Origin of the sequence: Thalassolituus sp. UBA3500 (genome assembly GCF_002377545.1) — a bacterium.
Classification (GTDB): Bacteria; Pseudomonadota; Gammaproteobacteria; order Pseudomonadales; family Oceanobacteraceae; genus Thalassolituus.
Genome location: NZ_DFQB01000055.1, coordinates 99,129 through 115,642, shown reverse-complemented (window position 1 = coordinate 115,642; position 16,514 = coordinate 99,129). Strand labels below are relative to the sequence as shown.

Annotated in this window: 17 protein-coding genes; 8 read left to right on the top strand and 9 right to left on the bottom strand. The window is 52.1% G+C overall.

The genetic code is table 11. From position 1 onward, the window contains the following. The 3 genes from B2R29_RS13585 to B2R29_RS13575 all read right to left on the bottom strand — a co-directional run. A partial coding sequence (locus B2R29_RS13585; protein ID WP_301181558.1) for a YicC/YloC family endoribonuclease occupies positions 1-848 on the bottom strand: 848 nt, incomplete at its 3' end. A gap of 163 nt (positions 849-1,011) precedes the next feature. Then, the gene (locus B2R29_RS13580; RefSeq protein ID WP_301181557.1) at positions 1,012-2,943 is read right to left on the bottom strand and encodes an Ig-like domain-containing protein; all 1,932 of its coding nucleotides are present in this window, start codon (positions 2,941-2,943) and stop codon (positions 1,012-1,014) included. Positions 2,944-2,957: 14 nt separating this feature from the next. After that, positions 2,958-4,109, bottom strand: a complete 1,152-nt coding sequence (locus B2R29_RS13575) for an OmpA family protein (protein WP_301181556.1) — start codon at positions 4,107-4,109, stop codon at positions 2,958-2,960. Positions 4,110-4,559: 450 nt separating this feature from the next. On the opposite strand from B2R29_RS13575, the gene rph reads away from it, so the two are divergent. Then, complete coding sequence (gene rph, locus B2R29_RS13570) at positions 4,560-5,276, top strand: ribonuclease PH (protein ID WP_301181555.1); 717 nt, start codon at positions 4,560-4,562, stop codon at positions 5,274-5,276. Positions 5,277-5,363: 87 nt separating this feature from the next. Here rph and B2R29_RS13565 read toward each other — a convergent pair whose 3' ends face one another. Then, positions 5,364-6,140 carry an exodeoxyribonuclease III gene (locus B2R29_RS13565; RefSeq protein ID WP_301181554.1) on the bottom strand — a complete coding sequence of 259 codons (777 nt, stop codon included), beginning with the start codon at positions 6,138-6,140 and terminating at the stop codon, positions 5,364-5,366. Positions 6,141-6,312: 172 nt separating this feature from the next. Here B2R29_RS13565 and pyrE point away from each other — a divergent pair, with 172 nt between their 5' ends. Together pyrE and B2R29_RS13555 are read left to right on the top strand one after the other, a co-directional pair. Further along, positions 6,313-6,960 carry an orotate phosphoribosyltransferase gene (pyrE, locus tag B2R29_RS13560; RefSeq protein WP_301181553.1) on the top strand — a complete coding sequence of 216 codons (648 nt, stop codon included), beginning with the start codon at positions 6,313-6,315 and terminating at the stop codon, positions 6,958-6,960. Between the two features lie 66 nt (positions 6,961-7,026). Further along, the gene (locus B2R29_RS13555) at positions 7,027-7,638 is read left to right on the top strand and encodes a hypothetical protein (RefSeq protein ID WP_301181552.1); all 612 of its coding nucleotides are present in this window, start codon (positions 7,027-7,029) and stop codon (positions 7,636-7,638) included. A 12-nt stretch (positions 7,639-7,650) separates the two neighbouring features. Here the strand turns inward: B2R29_RS13555 and slmA are convergent, their stop codons facing one another. The 5 genes from slmA to coaBC form a co-directional block, all read right to left on the bottom strand. Further along, positions 7,651-8,265 (bottom strand): nucleoid occlusion factor SlmA, encoded by a 615-nt coding sequence (gene slmA / locus B2R29_RS13550; RefSeq protein ID WP_301181551.1) that lies wholly within the window; start codon positions 8,263-8,265, stop codon positions 7,651-7,653. A 9-nt stretch (positions 8,266-8,274) separates the two neighbouring features. Beyond that, on the bottom strand, positions 8,275-9,177 hold the full coding sequence (argB, locus tag B2R29_RS13545; RefSeq protein WP_301181550.1) for an acetylglutamate kinase: 903 nt from the start codon (positions 9,175-9,177) through the stop codon (positions 8,275-8,277). A gap of 84 nt (positions 9,178-9,261) precedes the next feature. Then, the gene (locus B2R29_RS13540; RefSeq protein ID WP_301181549.1) at positions 9,262-11,760 is read right to left on the bottom strand and encodes a phosphomannomutase/phosphoglucomutase; all 2,499 of its coding nucleotides are present in this window, start codon (positions 11,758-11,760) and stop codon (positions 9,262-9,264) included. Positions 11,761-11,827: 67 nt separating this feature from the next. Next, positions 11,828-12,283, bottom strand: a complete 456-nt coding sequence (gene dut, locus B2R29_RS13535; protein ID WP_301181548.1) for a dUTP diphosphatase — start codon at positions 12,281-12,283, stop codon at positions 11,828-11,830. 47 nt (positions 12,284-12,330) lie between these two features. Next, on the bottom strand, positions 12,331-13,548 hold the full coding sequence (gene coaBC, locus B2R29_RS13530; RefSeq protein ID WP_301181572.1) for a bifunctional phosphopantothenoylcysteine decarboxylase/phosphopantothenate--cysteine ligase CoaBC: 1,218 nt from the start codon (positions 13,546-13,548) through the stop codon (positions 12,331-12,333). A gap of 84 nt (positions 13,549-13,632) precedes the next feature. Between coaBC and radC the strand changes: the two genes are divergently transcribed. From radC to B2R29_RS13505, 5 genes are all read left to right on the top strand, one after another. After that, positions 13,633-14,307 carry a RadC family protein gene (gene radC / locus B2R29_RS13525; RefSeq protein WP_301181547.1) on the top strand — a complete coding sequence of 225 codons (675 nt, stop codon included), beginning with the start codon at positions 13,633-13,635 and terminating at the stop codon, positions 14,305-14,307. A gap of 200 nt (positions 14,308-14,507) precedes the next feature. Then, the gene (gene rpmB / locus B2R29_RS13520) at positions 14,508-14,744 is read left to right on the top strand and encodes a 50S ribosomal protein L28 (protein WP_068438718.1); all 237 of its coding nucleotides are present in this window, start codon (positions 14,508-14,510) and stop codon (positions 14,742-14,744) included. Between the two features lie 11 nt (positions 14,745-14,755). Next, positions 14,756-14,914: a 50S ribosomal protein L33 gene (gene rpmG / locus B2R29_RS13515; protein WP_068438531.1), complete on the top strand. Its 159-nt coding sequence runs from the start codon at positions 14,756-14,758 to the stop codon at positions 14,912-14,914. A 107-nt stretch (positions 14,915-15,021) separates the two neighbouring features. Then, positions 15,022-15,831, top strand: a complete 810-nt coding sequence (gene mutM, locus B2R29_RS13510) for a bifunctional DNA-formamidopyrimidine glycosylase/DNA-(apurinic or apyrimidinic site) lyase (RefSeq protein ID WP_301181546.1) — start codon at positions 15,022-15,024, stop codon at positions 15,829-15,831. A 151-nt stretch (positions 15,832-15,982) separates the two neighbouring features. Next, entirely contained in the window at positions 15,983-16,498 is a 516-nt protein-coding gene (locus B2R29_RS13505; RefSeq protein ID WP_301181545.1) for a hypothetical protein, read from the top strand. Positions 16,499-16,514 lie beyond the last annotated feature (16 nt).

Genomic DNA, 16,514 nt, shown 5'->3' with positions numbered 1-16,514 from the left:
ACCTGCTCGCGCATCTGCTCGATCAGCACTTTCAGATCGACCGCAATACGCGTCAATTCCGTACGCATGGCTTTGGATGAAAGCGTATTCGCTTCGCGGTTTAACTCCTGCATCATAAAATCCAGTCGTCGGCCAATGGGCTCTTCACGTTGCAGAATATTGAGAACTTCGTCGATATGGGTACGCAGCCGATCGGTTTCTTCTGCAATATCGGCTTTTTGCGCGAGCAATACCATTTCCTGTTCGAGTCGTTCGGTATCCGGATTTTCGATTAACTCATTCAGTTTGTTTAACAGGTGAGTGCGCTGAGCGGCAATGGCTTCGGGCACAATTTTATCGGCTTGTTCAGAAAGCTTCAGGACTTCTGCACAACGCTGCTGTATCAGGTTAACCAGTGCGTCACCTTCACGCAGACGCGCTGAAAGTAATGACTCGATACATTCATTAAATGACGTCAGTGCGCTTTGATGAAGCCCTTTTATGTCGGCTGCGGTAGTTTCCAGAACCCCCGGCCATTGAAGAATTCTGAGTGCGTCTAACGCGTTGCCCGGACCAATCACTTCATGAACTTTGTCTGCGGCACTGTTCAATGCAGCAACCAGTTCCTGATTGACCTGCAAGTTTTGTTGCTGTTGTGAGGGCTGAAACCTCAGGAAAACTTCAACTTTTCCACGATTTAATGTCGATTTAATATTTTCGCGTAGCACGGGTTCTAAATCACGGAACTCATCCGGTAGTCGAAAATGCAGTTCGAGGTAACGGCTATTGACGGAGCGAATTTCCCAGTTAATGCGCCCGGCTTCTGTTTCAATAGTGCTTCTGGAAAAAGCGGTCATGCTGTAGGCCATAAAAACCTCAATATGGATTAGCGAATAACTATTTTAGATGTTTGCGGAGGGATATACGAATACGTGCCGGTTTAGTTGTGTTTGACGGAGATAAAAAAGGGGCCGAAGCCCCAAAGAGTGAAGTGGGGCATCCCTGGCCCCGAGGTGCTGGGCTATGCCCAAATCAGTCTGTGCACAACAGACGTATGCGGCACAGGCCATCAAATAACGGGTCGAGGCCTGCATCTGAGAGTGCGTCGATCAGTGCACCACCTACCTGCAATAAACCGGGGTCGAGGTTCGGGTCGGTCAGGGCACCTGCATTCACGAGGTCTTTAGATATCACTGTCAGAGTCAGCAGTTTGCCTGCTTCGACGTTGGCCAGTGATGTCTTCAGCACTTCAACATCAACAAGACGGGTAATATCTTCTTGATTGGTCAGCGCCCCCAGAACAGGGAGTTGGCCGATCTGGTTCAGGAGATCAATCAGCGGCGCTTCGAGTGCTTCCGGTAGAGGCAGGCCACTGTCATCCAGAACCTGAATATCGACCAGTCCACCTTCGCTGAAGACAAGCTCACCAATCGTCAGGAAAGACTGCGCCAGTGCCGCCGGGTCGCCGTTAGCCAGTGCATCGGCAAAAGCTTGTTGAACGCCTTCGCTGAAGCTGCCGAAGCCAATGTTAACTGACAGAGTACAGGCTGCTTCTGTGCCTGTGGCGTTGCCCTTAGGATCACAAACAGCGATCAGTACGGAGCTGAACTCGGTCAGGCGCTCTGGCGTCAGTTCGCCATCTACCAATAGTGGGAAGATCTCCAGAATAACCAGGTCGTAGTCGCCCGAGTTAAAGGCTTCGAGCAGATCGAAATTCTGAGGGTCATCTGCGAACTGGGTCAGCAGGTCCTGCAACTGTGCCAGAGTGGATGGGTCGAGGAGGTCCGCAAAATTGTCGAGATCTCCGAGGTCTTCTTCAGACAACCCCGTCAGGGCAAGCAGTTCTTCTGAGCCTGCGGCAATTAATGCAGCCAGGGTTAATGGCAGCTCGAACAGAGCCTGCGGATCGGTTCGTACGCCGCCGTCTCCACCTTCATCACCAGGCTCTTCTTTACCGTTTTCAACAATATTAATAAGGTTGCCGGCCAGATCTTCGAGTGCAGCTTGCAGGTCAGCTAATGGATTGTCGCCAGATCCACCACCGAGTATCCCTTCAATCACCGCAGTCAGGCTCTCAGTACGGAAGATATTTGTGCTGATTGCTGCGAGTGGATTACCGCTAAGGTCTTCAATATTGGTGTTAATTTCTAACAGGTAGAAGCTTTCGCCATTCAGTGGTTCACTCGGGGTAAAGAGGACCCGGCTGCCATCGAATGAGAACTCACCTTCGATTTTTCCGCTACCTGGAATTGGCGAACCTTCACTGTCGACAGGAATAACATAAATGCTGTCGAAGTTTACGGTGCTACTGTCGAGTGGCTCTGAAAAATCAATAACCAGAGTAATATCGACAGGTAATAATCCCATTAAATCTGGTGTGGAAATTAATATTTCAGGGGCTGTTGTATCCTCATCCTCCACCCCTCCGGTAGTGAAGTCAGAGGATGTATCAGCACCTAGTGCAATATTTTCGCTACAGTCTGCTGTGATGCCCGCACCGATGTTCACTGTATAGAGAGTGTCTTCCTCTAAGCCGCTAACAGGATTAATGAGCAGTGCGTTGCCGTTAACTGAGAGGCTTGCATCAACAGACCCTGCGCTACCGCCAGATAAAAAGGCGGAGGTCGCGTCGACAGAGCCTTCATCCAGATCCGTGTTAAAGGTCACCCGGACACTCGTTGCGATAGAAACATTTTCAGCAGCACTGGTCGGGATGAATTCTGTCACTGCGAACTGGCTGTCTCCGGAGCATACTGGGTCTACAGTGCCCGGTGCGCTATTGTTGCCACCATTGTCATCACCGTTACCTACGGCTCCGTCGATCTGGTCTGAACCCACCGGATCAGTAACAGCGGAGTCGTTACTTCCCAGTCGGCCTTCTGAATCTGAACCGTTGCCACCGCACGCGGTCAGGACGACGGCAGCCAGCAAGGTTAATGGGGTTTTAAAGTTGGGCTTTTTCATAAATATCTCCGGTTTTATTCAGGCTGGCGCAGAACCAGTTCCACTCGGCGGTTTTTGGCGCGTCCTTCGGGCGTGTCGTTAGTGGCGACGGGTGCAGTTTCGCCCATACCCTGAGAGTTAATTCGGGTTAACGAGATGTCGTATTCCGCTGAAAGCACCTTCCCTACAGCACTGGCACGTGCGTCAGATAGCTGCATGTTGTAACTGGCTGAGCCACGGCTGTCGGTATGGCCGAACACCTGGAGTTCAGTTGAAGGGTATTCCTTCATCAGGCGGGCAATATTCTCGAGTTCTTTTACGGATTCCTGTGGCACGGCAGAGCTATTGCTGGGGAAGGCGATATAGAGATTTTCGCGGACTTCTACCGTCAGTTTTTCTGCACAACCCTGAGCGTCTACTTTTGCGCCCTCTGGTGTATCAGGGCACGCGTCATTCTTGTCGAGGATGCCGTCCATATCAGAGTCTTTTTCTTCACATCCGGTCGCATCAACGACAGCACCTGCCTGAGTATTCGGGCACTGGTCGTCACCGTCGACGACGCCATCCCCGTCACTATCAAGAACCACAGGTTCCATCGCTTTGGCGTAGCTACGCCCGAAGAGAACCGAAATACCAAGAAAGGGCTGGAAATCAATGTAGGTATCCTGAACTTCACCAATCGCGCGCACACCCGCCTCAGCAATAAAGCGCTGATCGAAGATCAATTTCTGCAACCCTGCCTCAGCGAACAGAGCGTTTTCGCTGACTTCACTACTACCGATTAAGGTGTTCGATGCGATGTCATAATTGTTGTACTTGTAACCGCCGCCAGCGAACGCCCGCCAGTCTCCGTAATGAAACGCAGACGGATGAAATCTAAGGCCGACAGAATACGATTCCACATCAATATCAGCCTCTGATTCAGTGGTTTCGCTCTCCGCCATGGCTGCCTGAGCATAGATACTTAACAGTGGGTTGTACTGGTGGGTGAGGTTGATGCCGTACCCATGAAAATCAGTGATGTTATCGTCGGTATCTTCGGTACGCCCTTCTGCGATCAGAGAGTAGTTGTATTCAATACCGAGGCTGGTATAGCTCTCAGGCCATTCATGTTCGTGGTCATCTGCTACTGCCATTGATGGCATGAGTGCGATGGTGCAGATAAGTGCTGTTTTTTGTATATCCATAGTCAGAACTCAGATTGTTCATAAATTGCGTGCTGTCGATGGCATAGAAAAATCAGTTATGACGGTGTCGACGTGTCGCGTTGTTTGTAACCTTCCTGTTTGAGAAGGTGTCCTGAGTGGAATATATCGTTGCGAACTATGGTGATATGTTCGTTTGTGTTATCGAAGGTGAGGGATTGTTATTTAAAAACTGAGAGATTTATTAGTAGTGGCTGAATCTATTGCAATAATCACAGTTACATTTTGAAACACTAGAACAGAGTGAAACAAAATAAAACCTATTGTTACTCTGCGGGGGTGTTTCAGATCTCTTTTGTAGTCAGCTGGCTCTCATGGAAAAATGATCTTTCAATTTCACAACACTGAATAACCGTTGGGATTCTCTGTATACTGCGCGCTGTGACAGAAGCCATAGCTACAGAAGCCATAGATAGAGACAGGGGACACATTATGAGACCAAGCGGCCGCGCACTGGATCAGTTGAGAGAAGTACGCATCACCCGGAACTACACCAAGCACGCCGAAGGCTCTGTGTTGGTGGAGTTCGGCGACACCAAAGTCATCTGTACGGCCAGTGCGGAAACCAAAGTGCCACCTTTCCTGCGCGGTCAGGGCCAGGGCTGGGTTACCGCAGAATACGGTATGTTGCCACGTTCGACCGGATCGCGAATGATTCGTGAAGCTGCCAAAGGTAAGCAGCAGGGCCGTACGGTTGAGATCTCCCGCCTGATTGGCCGCAGCTTACGTGCTGCTGTTGACCTCGAAGCGCTGGGTGAAAACACCATTACCATCGACTGTGATGTGATTCAGGCCGACGGTGGCACGCGTACCGCATCAATCACTGGTGCGTGTGTTGCTCTCGCAGACGCCATTAACTGGCTGAAAGAAAACGGCAAAGTGAAAGGTGAGCCACTGAAGCAGATGATCGCTGCAGTGTCTGTCGGTATTTATAACGGTGAAGCCGTACTGGATCTGGACTATGCCGAAGATTCAACCGCCGAGACCGACCTGAACGTCATCATGACCGAGAAAGGCGGTTATGTAGAAATTCAGGGCACGGCAGAAGGCGAAGCCTTCTCTGGTGAAGAGCTGACTGCCATGCTGGCGCATGCCCAGAAGGCTATCGGCGAACTGTCAGAGTTGCAGAAGGCGGCTTTGGCGTCCTGATACGAAAAAGGCCAGCGGGTTCGCTGGCCTTTTCACTTTGTTCCAGAGTTATCTCTTCTGGAAATTTCTATTTTAAGATCTGGTTTTTCAGATCTCTTCATCAAACTCATATTCGATAAGCACCGCAGCATGCTTGCCGAATTGAGGTGCTTTTTCGACACGCGCTTCAACAACGTACTGACGCACTCCCGGTGTGCAGATCTGATAGTCGATACGCCAGCCGTTCTGATCACGGCGCTGGCTTTCTTCATCGGGCCACCAGGTAAACTGATTCTCACCAAAGTTTGCTTCACGAAAGGCATCGGTGAACTCTACCGGCCCGAATACCTGATCAAACCAGGCACGCTCTTCTGGCATAAATCCGGGAGTATCCTGTGCATTTTTCCAATCCTGGATATCAACAGTCTTGTGCGCTGCTTCGAAGTTGCCACAGAAAATAAACTCGCGACGTTTGCGTCGGGTTTTCTGCAAATGCTCAAGAAACACCTGCTGAAACTCGAGTTTGTCGTCAAGCGTGTTGTGCTCATCAATCGTTGGAAACAGAACTGAGGCCACACTGACGTGGTCGAAGTCAGCCTGAATGAAGCGACCCTGCATATCCCATTCGGCGTGGGCTAAGCCCGTCATGATGGCCTTCGGGACATCGCGGGTCAGGATAGCGACGCCGCTGTAGTTATCTTCGGCAGCATCGAAAAAGTACGCGTTGAATCCTTCCGGGTAGAGTACGTCGTCAGACAGCTGATACTCTTTTGCCTTGAGGTTCTGTATGGCTACGACGTCAACATCGGCACTGCTTAGCCACTGATACAGGCCGTTTTTCACTGCCTGCTCTAGTCCGTCAACGTGAAGTGTGATTATCCTCATACATGGTTCCCGGTTATCGATGGGTGTATCATACCGCATCCAATTAGGCCGCTGCACTCTTCTGTGGCACCTATATGGCTACGGGTCTTGCAAAAACAGGAGATAACCCGGCTGGATCGCCTGTTCTTCTTAATTTTCATTGCTGGCCCACGACGACAATTCAGGATTCCTTATGCAGACCTATCAGAAAGAGTTTATCGAATTTGCTATCCAGCAGGGTGTACTACGTTTTGGTGAGTTCACTCTTAAATCCGGACGCATCAGTCCCTATTTCTTCAACGCTGGTTTGTTTAACACAGGGTCTGCACTCGCGCGCCTGGGTCGTTTTTATGCGGCGGCGTTAGAAGACTCCGGCATCGAATACGATGTTGTCTTTGGCCCTGCATACAAAGGTATCCCTCTGTCTGCTGCGTTATCTATTGCATTGGCGGACCAGTACCAGAAAGACCTTCCTTATGTCTTTAACCGCAAAGAGGCCAAGACGCATGGTGAAGGTGGTAATCTGGTTGGTGCTCCGCTTGAAGGCCGTGTTCTGATTGTAGACGACGTTATCACGGCTGGCACGGCGATCCGTGAAGTGATGACAATGATCAATGCAGCTGAAGGTGCGACTCCGGCGGCGGCGCTGATCGCGCTCGACCGTCAGGAACGTGGTCAGGGCGAATTATCGGCCATTCAAGAGGTAGAACGTGACTTCGGTATCACTGTTGCCAGTATCGTAGGCCTGAATCAGGTGCTAGATTATGTGTCTGGAAATCCGGAGCTGGCGCAATACGCAGACGCGATTACAGCCTATCGGGATCAATACGGCGTTAAGTAACCCGGGAGACCTATGTTCAGGCGGCTGTTGGTTGGTGCAACTATAAGCGCATTAGCATGCGCATCTTTGGCAGCAGGCAATGTTTATCGGTTCAATGTAGACGGACAAATTGTTATCAAAGACTCGGTGCCCGCAGAGCTGGCGCCGCTTGGATACGATGTTCTCAACTCCCGTGGGATGCTGGTAAAGCGTGTACCGCGTGAATTGACGCCTGAAGAAATCGCCGAGCGTGATCGCCTCAAGGCTGAGCAGGAAGCCCGCAATAAGCGCATAGAGCAGCGTAAGCAGAAGGATAAAGACCTGATGCGTATCTACTCTACGGTCGCGGATGTAGATCGAGCCCTGCAGAGAAAGTCTGACGAAGTGATCACTCAGAAGGATTTGCAGGCGCGGCGGATTACGGATCTCACTGAAAAATTAGAGCAGGCGCAGCAGGCGGCAGCAAACACAGAACGACGTGGAGCGGCTGTGTCTGAATCGCTGGTGGACGAGATCCGTCACTATCAAAGTGCCATTCAGGGAGCGGAAGTTGCCATTCGCGAACTGGAAGAAAAGTTAGAAACGCTGAATGCGGATTACGATGTTATCCGTCAGCGATTGCGAGTGCTGTCGGTGTATCCCGCAGGCACCTTGCCAGAGGAAGTCGACAGCAGTCGATTGCCAGCTCTCAATCCTTGAGAGCTAATCTTTTTATGGCATCTTTAAGTCTTTTTCCTGCAGCAATATCTGGCTGAGAGACGCCCATTGTGCTGACCAATGCTCTGTTGGGCGAACAGAAAATTCCGTGCGCACGTACTGACGTATACGCCCTTCAATAACAGCCGTCAGGAGGTTCGCCAGTGCTGTTGGCGATTGCTGTGGTATGAGGCCTTCACGCACTTCCGCTTCTCGCAGGATTTGCTTGAACTGAAGCTCAAAGCGGTCGAAGACCTGATCAATCCGCTGGCGCAGCCTTTCTGTTTCTCCGGCCAGTGCATCGCCCGAAAGCAGACGGCACATGCCAGGGTTTTTCTCAGCGAAAGTCAGCAATAACCCCAGTGTTTTTTCACACCGCTGCTGCGCACCGTCGATGTCCTTGAGAATCATGTTGATGCGCGAAAACAGCGTATCTTCGATAAAGGTAATCAAGCCTTCAAACATCTTCGCTTTCGACGGGAAGTGGCGATAAAGCGCCGCTTCTGAAACCCCGACTTCTTTCGCAAGGCTCGCGGTTGTGATCCGCCCGCCGGGATTGGACTCCAGCATGTGCGCCAGAGCCTGAAGGATCTGGTCGCGGCGAGACATCTTTTCCGTTGCGTCTGTCATCCGTATTCCTTAGCGGCGTCGGTTGGTAATCAGAGTACCCACACCTTCATCGGTGAAGAGCTCAAGCAGAGTTGAGTGAGCAACGCGACCGTCAATGATGTGAGCGCTGTTCACGCCACCATGCACAGCATCCAGTGCACACTGAATCTTCGGCAGCATGCCACCGTAAATGGTGCCATCTTCAATCAGAGAGTCGACCTGCTGTGTCGTCAGACCGGTCAGGATCTTACCTTCTTTATCCATCAGGCCTGCGATATTGGTCAGCAGGATCAGTTTTTCTGCCTGCAGTACCTCGGCTACTTTACCGGCCACCAGGTCAGCATTAATGTTGTAAGAGTGACCTTCTTCATCGACACCAATAGGCGCGATCACAGGGATAAAATCACTGTTGGTCAGCATATTCAGCAGCGAGGTATTGATGTGCGACACCTCACCAACATGACCGATGTCGATGATTTCTGGCTTTTCCAGTTCTGGCGATTTGTGCGTAACGTGCAGCTTACGTGCATGCAGCAGCTGACCGTCTTTACCGGTCAGGCCGATGGCATTGCCGCCGTTCTGGTTAATCAGGTTAACAATATCTTTGTTGACCAGGCCGCCCAGAACCATCTCAACCACGTCCATGGTTTCGCTGGTGGTGACACGCATACCGTTGACGAAGCGACTTTCAATGTTCAGTTTTGCCAGCAGATCGCCAATCTGAGGGCCGCCACCGTGCACAACAATCGGGTTTATACCAACCAGCTTCAGCATCACCATGTCGCGGGCAAAGCTGTTCTTCAGCTCTTCATCGATCATGGCATTGCCGCCGTATTTAACGACAATGGTTTTGCCAACAAAACGCTGCAGGTAGGGCAGAGCTTCGCTCAGAACGTTGGCGGTATTCATGGCGCTGTCTCGCGTCAGAGGCATTGGCTGGCTCCTGTTAGTCGGCAAACCGGGTTGTTTTCAAAGGCGCGATTATACCTCTAATCACTTCCCGGTTGCTATGACTGTTCAGAACGGGGTCTGTATTTCCGGGGCGTGACGGGTAAGTGCCTGCTTCAACAATGCCTGAATGCGAGCGACCGTTTCTTCTGATTCTCCGGCAAAGCGAAGCGTCAGTCGTGGAGTTGTATTGGACGCACGCACCAGCCCCCAGCCATCACTGAATTCAATACGCAGGCCATCTACAGTAAAGACACGACCTTCGGCGGTCAGATCGGCATCGGTTCTCAGGGCTTCAATGAGGGAGAACTTCTCCGCTTCTGTCGTCGTGATGGTCAGTTCTGGGGTACTAACATCTTCTGGTAGCGCCTCGCAGACATTGGCGACGGAGTCGTTGCGAGTGGATAGAATTTCCAACATACGAGCGCCGGTGTAGAGACCATCGTCAAACCCGTACCAGCGTTCTGCGATATAAAAGTGACCACTGAATTCACCACCGATAACCGCATTCACTTCTTTAAGTTTTCGCTTCATCAGAGAGTGGCCGGTTTTCCACATTGTTGGGCGTCCACCCAGGCGGTTAATTAATGGGGCGAGGTGGCGGGATGACTTCACATCAAAGAGAACATCTGCACCCGGGCGACGAGGCAGAATATCTTCGAGTAATAACATCATCATGCGATCTGGCCAGATGATGTTTCCTTCGTTATCAATCATCAGGACGCGGTCACCGTCACCGTCGAAGGCGAAACCAAGATCGGCACCGTGAATAAGAACAGCGTTCTTCAGGTCTTCAAGGTTTTCTGGTTCGCCCGGATCGGGGTGATGATTCGGGAAATGGCCATCAACATCGCAGTAAAGCTCGGTGACATCGGCACCCAATTCACGGAAAAGCTCCGCAGCGAGCGGCCCACTGACGCCGTTGCCAGCATCAATAACGATCTTCATTTCACGAGCGACCTGAACATCATCAGTAATGCGTTCCAGGTATTTATCTTTAATAGAGTCCTGTCGCGCACCAGCATAGCCCTGGGTGTAGTCTTGGTTGCGAATGCGCTGGGCCAGATCCTGTATTTCCTGTTCGGACAGAGGTTGTTGATCAATTACCGCTTTGAAGCCGTTATATTCAGCTGGGTTGTGGCTGCCTGTCACCATGACGCCACACGGCGTATCTGATTCAAAGCACGCGAAGTAGAGCGCTCCGGTAGGCAGCATCCCGAGTCGGTTTACACTGCATCCTACGCTCAGTAACCCATCCTGCAGAACTTTTGCCAGGTGTTCGCTGGAAAGTCGGCCATCCCAGGCGAGGTTAATGCGCTCAAATCCGCGCTGGCGAACGGCACTTCCTAAGGCTTTACCAATATTGCGGACGATGTCGTCATCAAGCTCTTTTTCAACGATGCCGCGAATATCGTAGGCGCGGAAAATATGATCGGGGAAGCTGTTTTCCAGCGACGGAAAATCAAGGGGTTTACCGTCGTAAGTCGCGGATGTTTCGCGAATTTCAGGGCGCTCCGGCTCTTCATCAATTTCGGGCAGATCGTCACGGGTACGGGCTTTCGGTGTGGCTTTGACGCTGGCGGTTTTCAGACTGGTTTCAGCGCTGCTAAGGCGATCGAAAACCTGTTCACTGGCGAGTCGCACGTCATCGGCGAGATCATTGAACAGCTTAAGACTGAACCCCGGATTCTCGCGAATTTCTTCTTTGAAAAAACGTTCGAGGAATTGCTGAAAATGACGATGATTCTTCTGCAGGATGCGTTTTTGAATAAACAGCAGTACGAGCAAAGCACTCAGTGTCGCAACCAGGGAAAGAATCCACGGGAAAGACAGATCAAGGAGCGAGACCACCGGACGGTGATCAGAAGGTGTATAAGTCAGAAACCAGTAATCATTGATCGGGCGGGTGACTGGCCTCGCACTTTTAACCGGCGTTGCTCCGGCACTGAACACTTCAATGCCCGAGCTTTCTTGTGGGGTCAGTTTCTGCATCACCTGAATCTGGCCAAGATCGCCAGAGACAGACGAGCGGAATGCGTTCAGCCAGTCGCGGCCATAACGCACGAGCAATACACCCTGAGGTTTGCCTGTGGCAGGGACCGGGCTGGCCCAGAAAAAGCTTTGCTCGCCGTTAATATTAACCGCTTCCAGCTTCATGTCATCGCCACGCAGAGTGCGGTTGACCAGATCCTGGACGGCGAAGCTGAACTCGGTCTGCAGGTTCTGCGATTGTGACGGGGTAAGCAGACGAATATCTTCGGTGCCGGGCAGCAAGCTTTTCAGGTCGCTCAGCCAGGTGCGGTTGCCCGTCTCTAGCGAATCTAACGTTGCTTCATGACTACTTGCCGCCAATTGCAGACGCTTGGTGTCTGTCAGGCGTGTTTTCAGTGCAAGGGCAGCCTGAGAGGCAACGGCTTCAGAGAATGCAGAGTCGACATCGGACTGCGTCAGCAGGTTGATCTGAACACTTTGCAGAGCATAGCCACTGGCGATAAACAGCAGTGCCAGCCAGATTGCTATCCGGCTGTACGTCACGATGGTAAGAGCCTTCTTGCGAGGCGCTGACATATTGCTCTCCCTGAGCCACTCAGGCTGCGTGGTGATTTATTATTGTTCCCCCTGCTTTATAGCAGGTTTAGCCGCGCCCGGAGTGTCCAAAGCCGCCGCTGCCGCGTTCGGTTTCCTGAAATTCTTCTACGACTTCAAAGGAAGCCTGCACCACAGGAACAAGAACGAATTGCGCGATGCGCTCACCCACTTCGACGGTGAAAGGTTCTTTGCCGCGATTCCAGCAACTGACCATTAATTCACCCTGATAATCGGAGTCGATTAACCCGACGAGGTTGCCCAGAACAATACCATGCTTATGGCCAAGGCCTGAGCGGGGCAGAATAATGCCTGCCAGCGCGGGGTCCTCAATGTATACAGATAAGCCGGTTTTCAATAAAACTGTGTCACCCGGATTCAGGGTGACGGCTTCGTCCATACAGGCGCGCAGGTCGAGACCAGCAGAGCCACCCGTGGCGTACTCTGGCAGTGGAATATCGTTACCAATTCGTGGATCGAGAATTTTTACCTGCAGCTTTTGCATTACGTTTCCTTCAGCAGTTATTTGTTCGGCAGTCAGTGTTACATTCGTTATTGCGACGAATCCGGTCGGAAGTGATCGGCGACGAGCCCTATCAATTCGCGGGCGAGGATCTGTTTGTTCATCACGTCGAACTGGCGTTGCCCCTCCGGCCAATAGACGTTTACCGCATTGTTATCGCTATTAAAACCAATGTCGCTTCGTGACACATCATTGGCAACAATCATATCGAGGTTTTTGCGAGCCAGCTTACCCCGTGCGTAGTGCTCGACGTCCTGCGTCTCAGCAGCAAAACCCACGGTAAAAGGGTGCGGCGTATGCGCTGCAACCGTGGCGACGATATCCGGGTTTTTGACCAGCTGAATCGACATCTCGTCGGCGGATTTTTTCACTTTCTGGTCTGCGACCTTGGCGGGGCGATAGTCTGCTACGGCGGCGGAGGCGATGAAAATCTCGCAGTGCTCAAGCTCAGATTCGGCAGCCTGCAGCATATCCAGAGCGCTATTCACCCGTACTACTTTAACCCTGTCAGGAGCATCCAGTGTGACTGGGCCGCTGATCAGAGTCACCCGCGCTCCGGCATCCCGAGCGGCTTCCGCCAGGGCGTACCCCATTTTTCCTGAGCTGTGATTTGTGATGTAACGAACCGGGTCGATGGCTTCCCGAGTCGGACCTGCGGTGATGACAACACTGACACCGGCGAGTGCACCCGACTCAAACTGATTGGCAACTGCTTCGGCAATTAATGCCGGCTCCATCATTCGCCCGGGGCCAACGTCGCCACAGGCTTGTTCACCAGCATCGGGGCCGATTATGGTCAGGTTCTCTTTGTGAGCAGCCTGTAGGCGCTCCACATTGGCCTGAGTTACCGGGTCACGCCACATCGCCTGGTTCATTGCAGGAGCAATGCAGAGAGGTGCGTCGGTTGCCAGGCATACCGTTGTGAGAAGGTCGTTACCCATCCCTTGAGCCAGGCGTGCTATCAGGTTGGCGCTGGCGGGAGCAATCAGCAACAGGTCAGCCCACTTGGCGAGTTCGATGTGCCCCATTCCGGCCTCGGCTTCAGGGTCCAGCAAGGCATAGTGAACCGGATTGCCGGACAGTGCCTGCATGGTAAGCGGCGTGATAAATTCCCGGGCACCGTCGGTCATAATAACCCGCACATCTGCCCCGGCTTTTTTCAGTTCCCGTACCAGTTCTGCACTTTTGTAGGCGGCAATGCCCCCACTGATACCCAGCAGGATTCGACGATTGCAGAGTTGTTGCATTTTCATGGTAGAAACAGCCTGACCTGAAAAAAAATTCAGTATATCGTAGAGCCATACTCCAATCACACCTACAAGGAGGTAGGGATGGCGATTACGGACTGGCCAGCGAGCGAGCGTCCACGCGAAAAGTTACTTGAGAGTGGTCCAGGAGCACTCTCAGATGCTGAATTACTGGCGATCTTTCTACGTACTGGCGTTAAGGGGAAGAGTGCCGTCGATCTTGCACGGGAGCTGTTAACCGACTTTGGCGGTCTGCGGCCTTTACTGACAGCCAGTCAGGCAGATTTCTGTCAGCCTCTGGGGCTGGGAGCGGCCAAGTTCGCGCAATTGCAGGCGGTGCTGGAAATGGCACGCCGACACCTGGCTCAGGGAATGCAACGTGGCGATGCCTTGAGCAGCCCACAGGACACCGAGCGTTACTTGCAGTCACAACTCAGAGATCGCGACTACGAAGTCTTTGCCTGCCTCTTTCTGGATAATCAAAACCGGGTCATACGGTATCGCGAGTTATTCCGGGGCACGATCGATGCGGCAGCGGTCTACCCGCGGGAGGTTGTTAAACAGGCCCTTGCTGAAGGGGCTGCCGCGGTGATACTGGCGCACAATCATCCCTCCGGAGTGGCAGAACCCAGTGGGGCTGATCGTTCCATTACAGAGCGCCTGCAGCAGGCACTGGGGTTGATGGATATCCGGGTATTGGATCATTTGGTGGTTGGTGATGGTCATACCGTCTCTTTCGCCCAGCGTGGCTGGCTCTAGAGAGCTTTGAAGAGCGATTCAGCGCTTCGGAATATTGTGTAAAAAATACACTTTTGCTTGCGGGGGTGTCTGCGTTTTGGTATAAAGCGCAACTCTTTTCAGCCAGGGCCGTCTACGGTCATCATAAAGTGATGAGCTAACGCCCACGGTTGGTAACGAATTAAATCTGTTCGATACACACAAAATCGGGGCGATGAACCATGTCTAAGGTTTGCCAAGTTACAGGAAAAGGTCCTGTTTCCGGGAACAACGTTTCCCACTCACAGATCAAAACCAAGCGTCGCTTTCTGCCGAACCTGCAGAGCCACCGCTTCTGGGTTGAAAGCGAAAACCGTTTCGTACGTCTGCGTATCTCTACTAAGGGTATGCGTATCATCGATAAGAAAGGTATCGATGTAGTACTGGCAGAGCTGCGTGCACGCGGCGAAAAAGTCTAAGGAGACCTGTTATGCCACGCGATAAGATCCGTCTTGTATCAAGTGCCGGTACCGGTCACTTCTATACTACTGACAAAAACAAGCGCACCATGCCTGAGAAATTCGAGATCAAGAAATTTGATCCTGTAGTTCGCAAGCACGTTGCGTACAAAGAAGCTAAGATCAAGTAATTGATCTGACTTCTGAAAGAACCCGGCTCCGGCCGGGTTTTTTTATGCCTGCATTTCTCTCGCCCAGAGCGGTAAACTAGCCCTTCACTCATACCATTGTTGTTTGTATGCCAGAACTTCCGGAAGTTGAAACCACCCTGCGCGGCATCAGCCCATATCTGAAGGGGCAGACCATTACGCGCATTGATGTCCGCCAGCCCAAATTACGCTGGCCAGTAGAAAATGAAGTGCAACAGCTGGTCGGACAGACGGTCGACAGCCTGACCCGCCGGTCAAAGTATATTCTGGTGAAAACCGCCGTGGGCACGGCCATCTGGCATCTGGGTATGTCAGGCTCTCTGCGCTTAGTTGATCCTTCGGCGCCAGCGATGAAGCACGATCACATTGACTGGCACCTGAGCAATGGTCGCGTACTGCGCTATCACGACCCGAGGCGCTTCGGTGCGCTGCTCTGGGTCGCGCCGGGGGAAACCTCTGAGCATCTGAATCATCTTGGCCCTGAGCCTCTGTCGGATGACTTTGATGATTCTCACCTGTTTCAGAAGAGTCGTGGCAAGTCGCAAGCCGTGAAAACCTTCATCATGGATGGTCGTATTGTTGTCGGTGTTGGCAATATTTACGCGAATGAGAGCCTTTTTCTGGCAGGCATTCGTCCGCAGACCCCCGCAGGGAAGATCAGCAAGGCTCGCTATCAAAGGCTGACACAGACCATTCAACAGGTATTGGGTGCGGCGATAGAGCAGGGCGGGACGACTTTACGTGACTTCGTTGGGGGCGATGGTAAACCGGGCTATTTTGCGCAGCAGCTTTATGTCTACGGGCGCGGCGGCGAAGAGTGTAAAAACTGCGCCACCACGCTGAAAGAGATCCGTCAGGGCCAGCGTGCGACCGTCTACTGCCCAAAATGTCAGCGTTAATCCAAAAAAGCGCGCGCTACGTATCTGCTTGTACTACTTTTTAGTGTATTGGTTTTTACTGTACTACTCATCAAGCTACTTTTTGATTCAGTGCAGATAGCAGGCGACGCCGCCATGACAAAAACAACAAGCATGCTGCGGGAGGCAATGAATGCCAAGGATCTCGACCCCATTCATTATGGATATTGAAGCGTCTGGCTTTGGCCCGGACAGTTACCCTATTGAAGTCGGTCTGGCGTTAGGGGATGGTTCTCGCTTCTGTTCTCTGATCGTTCCGGCGGAACACTGGACCCACTGGGATACATCGGCGCAGGGGGTTCACAATATATCCCGTGAGATGCTGGCGCGCCACGGAAGTCATGTTCACCAGGTTGCGACCGAACTCAATGCGATGTTGAGTGGTAAAACGGTGTACAGCGATGGCTGGGTAGTCGATAAACCTTGGTTGATCCGCCTGTTTGATGCTGCCGGGATCAATATGCAGTTTCAGATCAGCCCGATCGAAGTGATCATGACTGAGCCTCAGATTCTGCTCTGGGACGAGACCAAGGCGAGACTGACGCAGGAAGCGAGTATCCCTCGTCACCGTGCCAGTAATGATGCTTGGTTAATTCAGGAGACCTACCGCCACACTCTGTCAGAGCTGACGGCAGAAGCGGCAGGTTAAGAGAACCTGCCGCTGT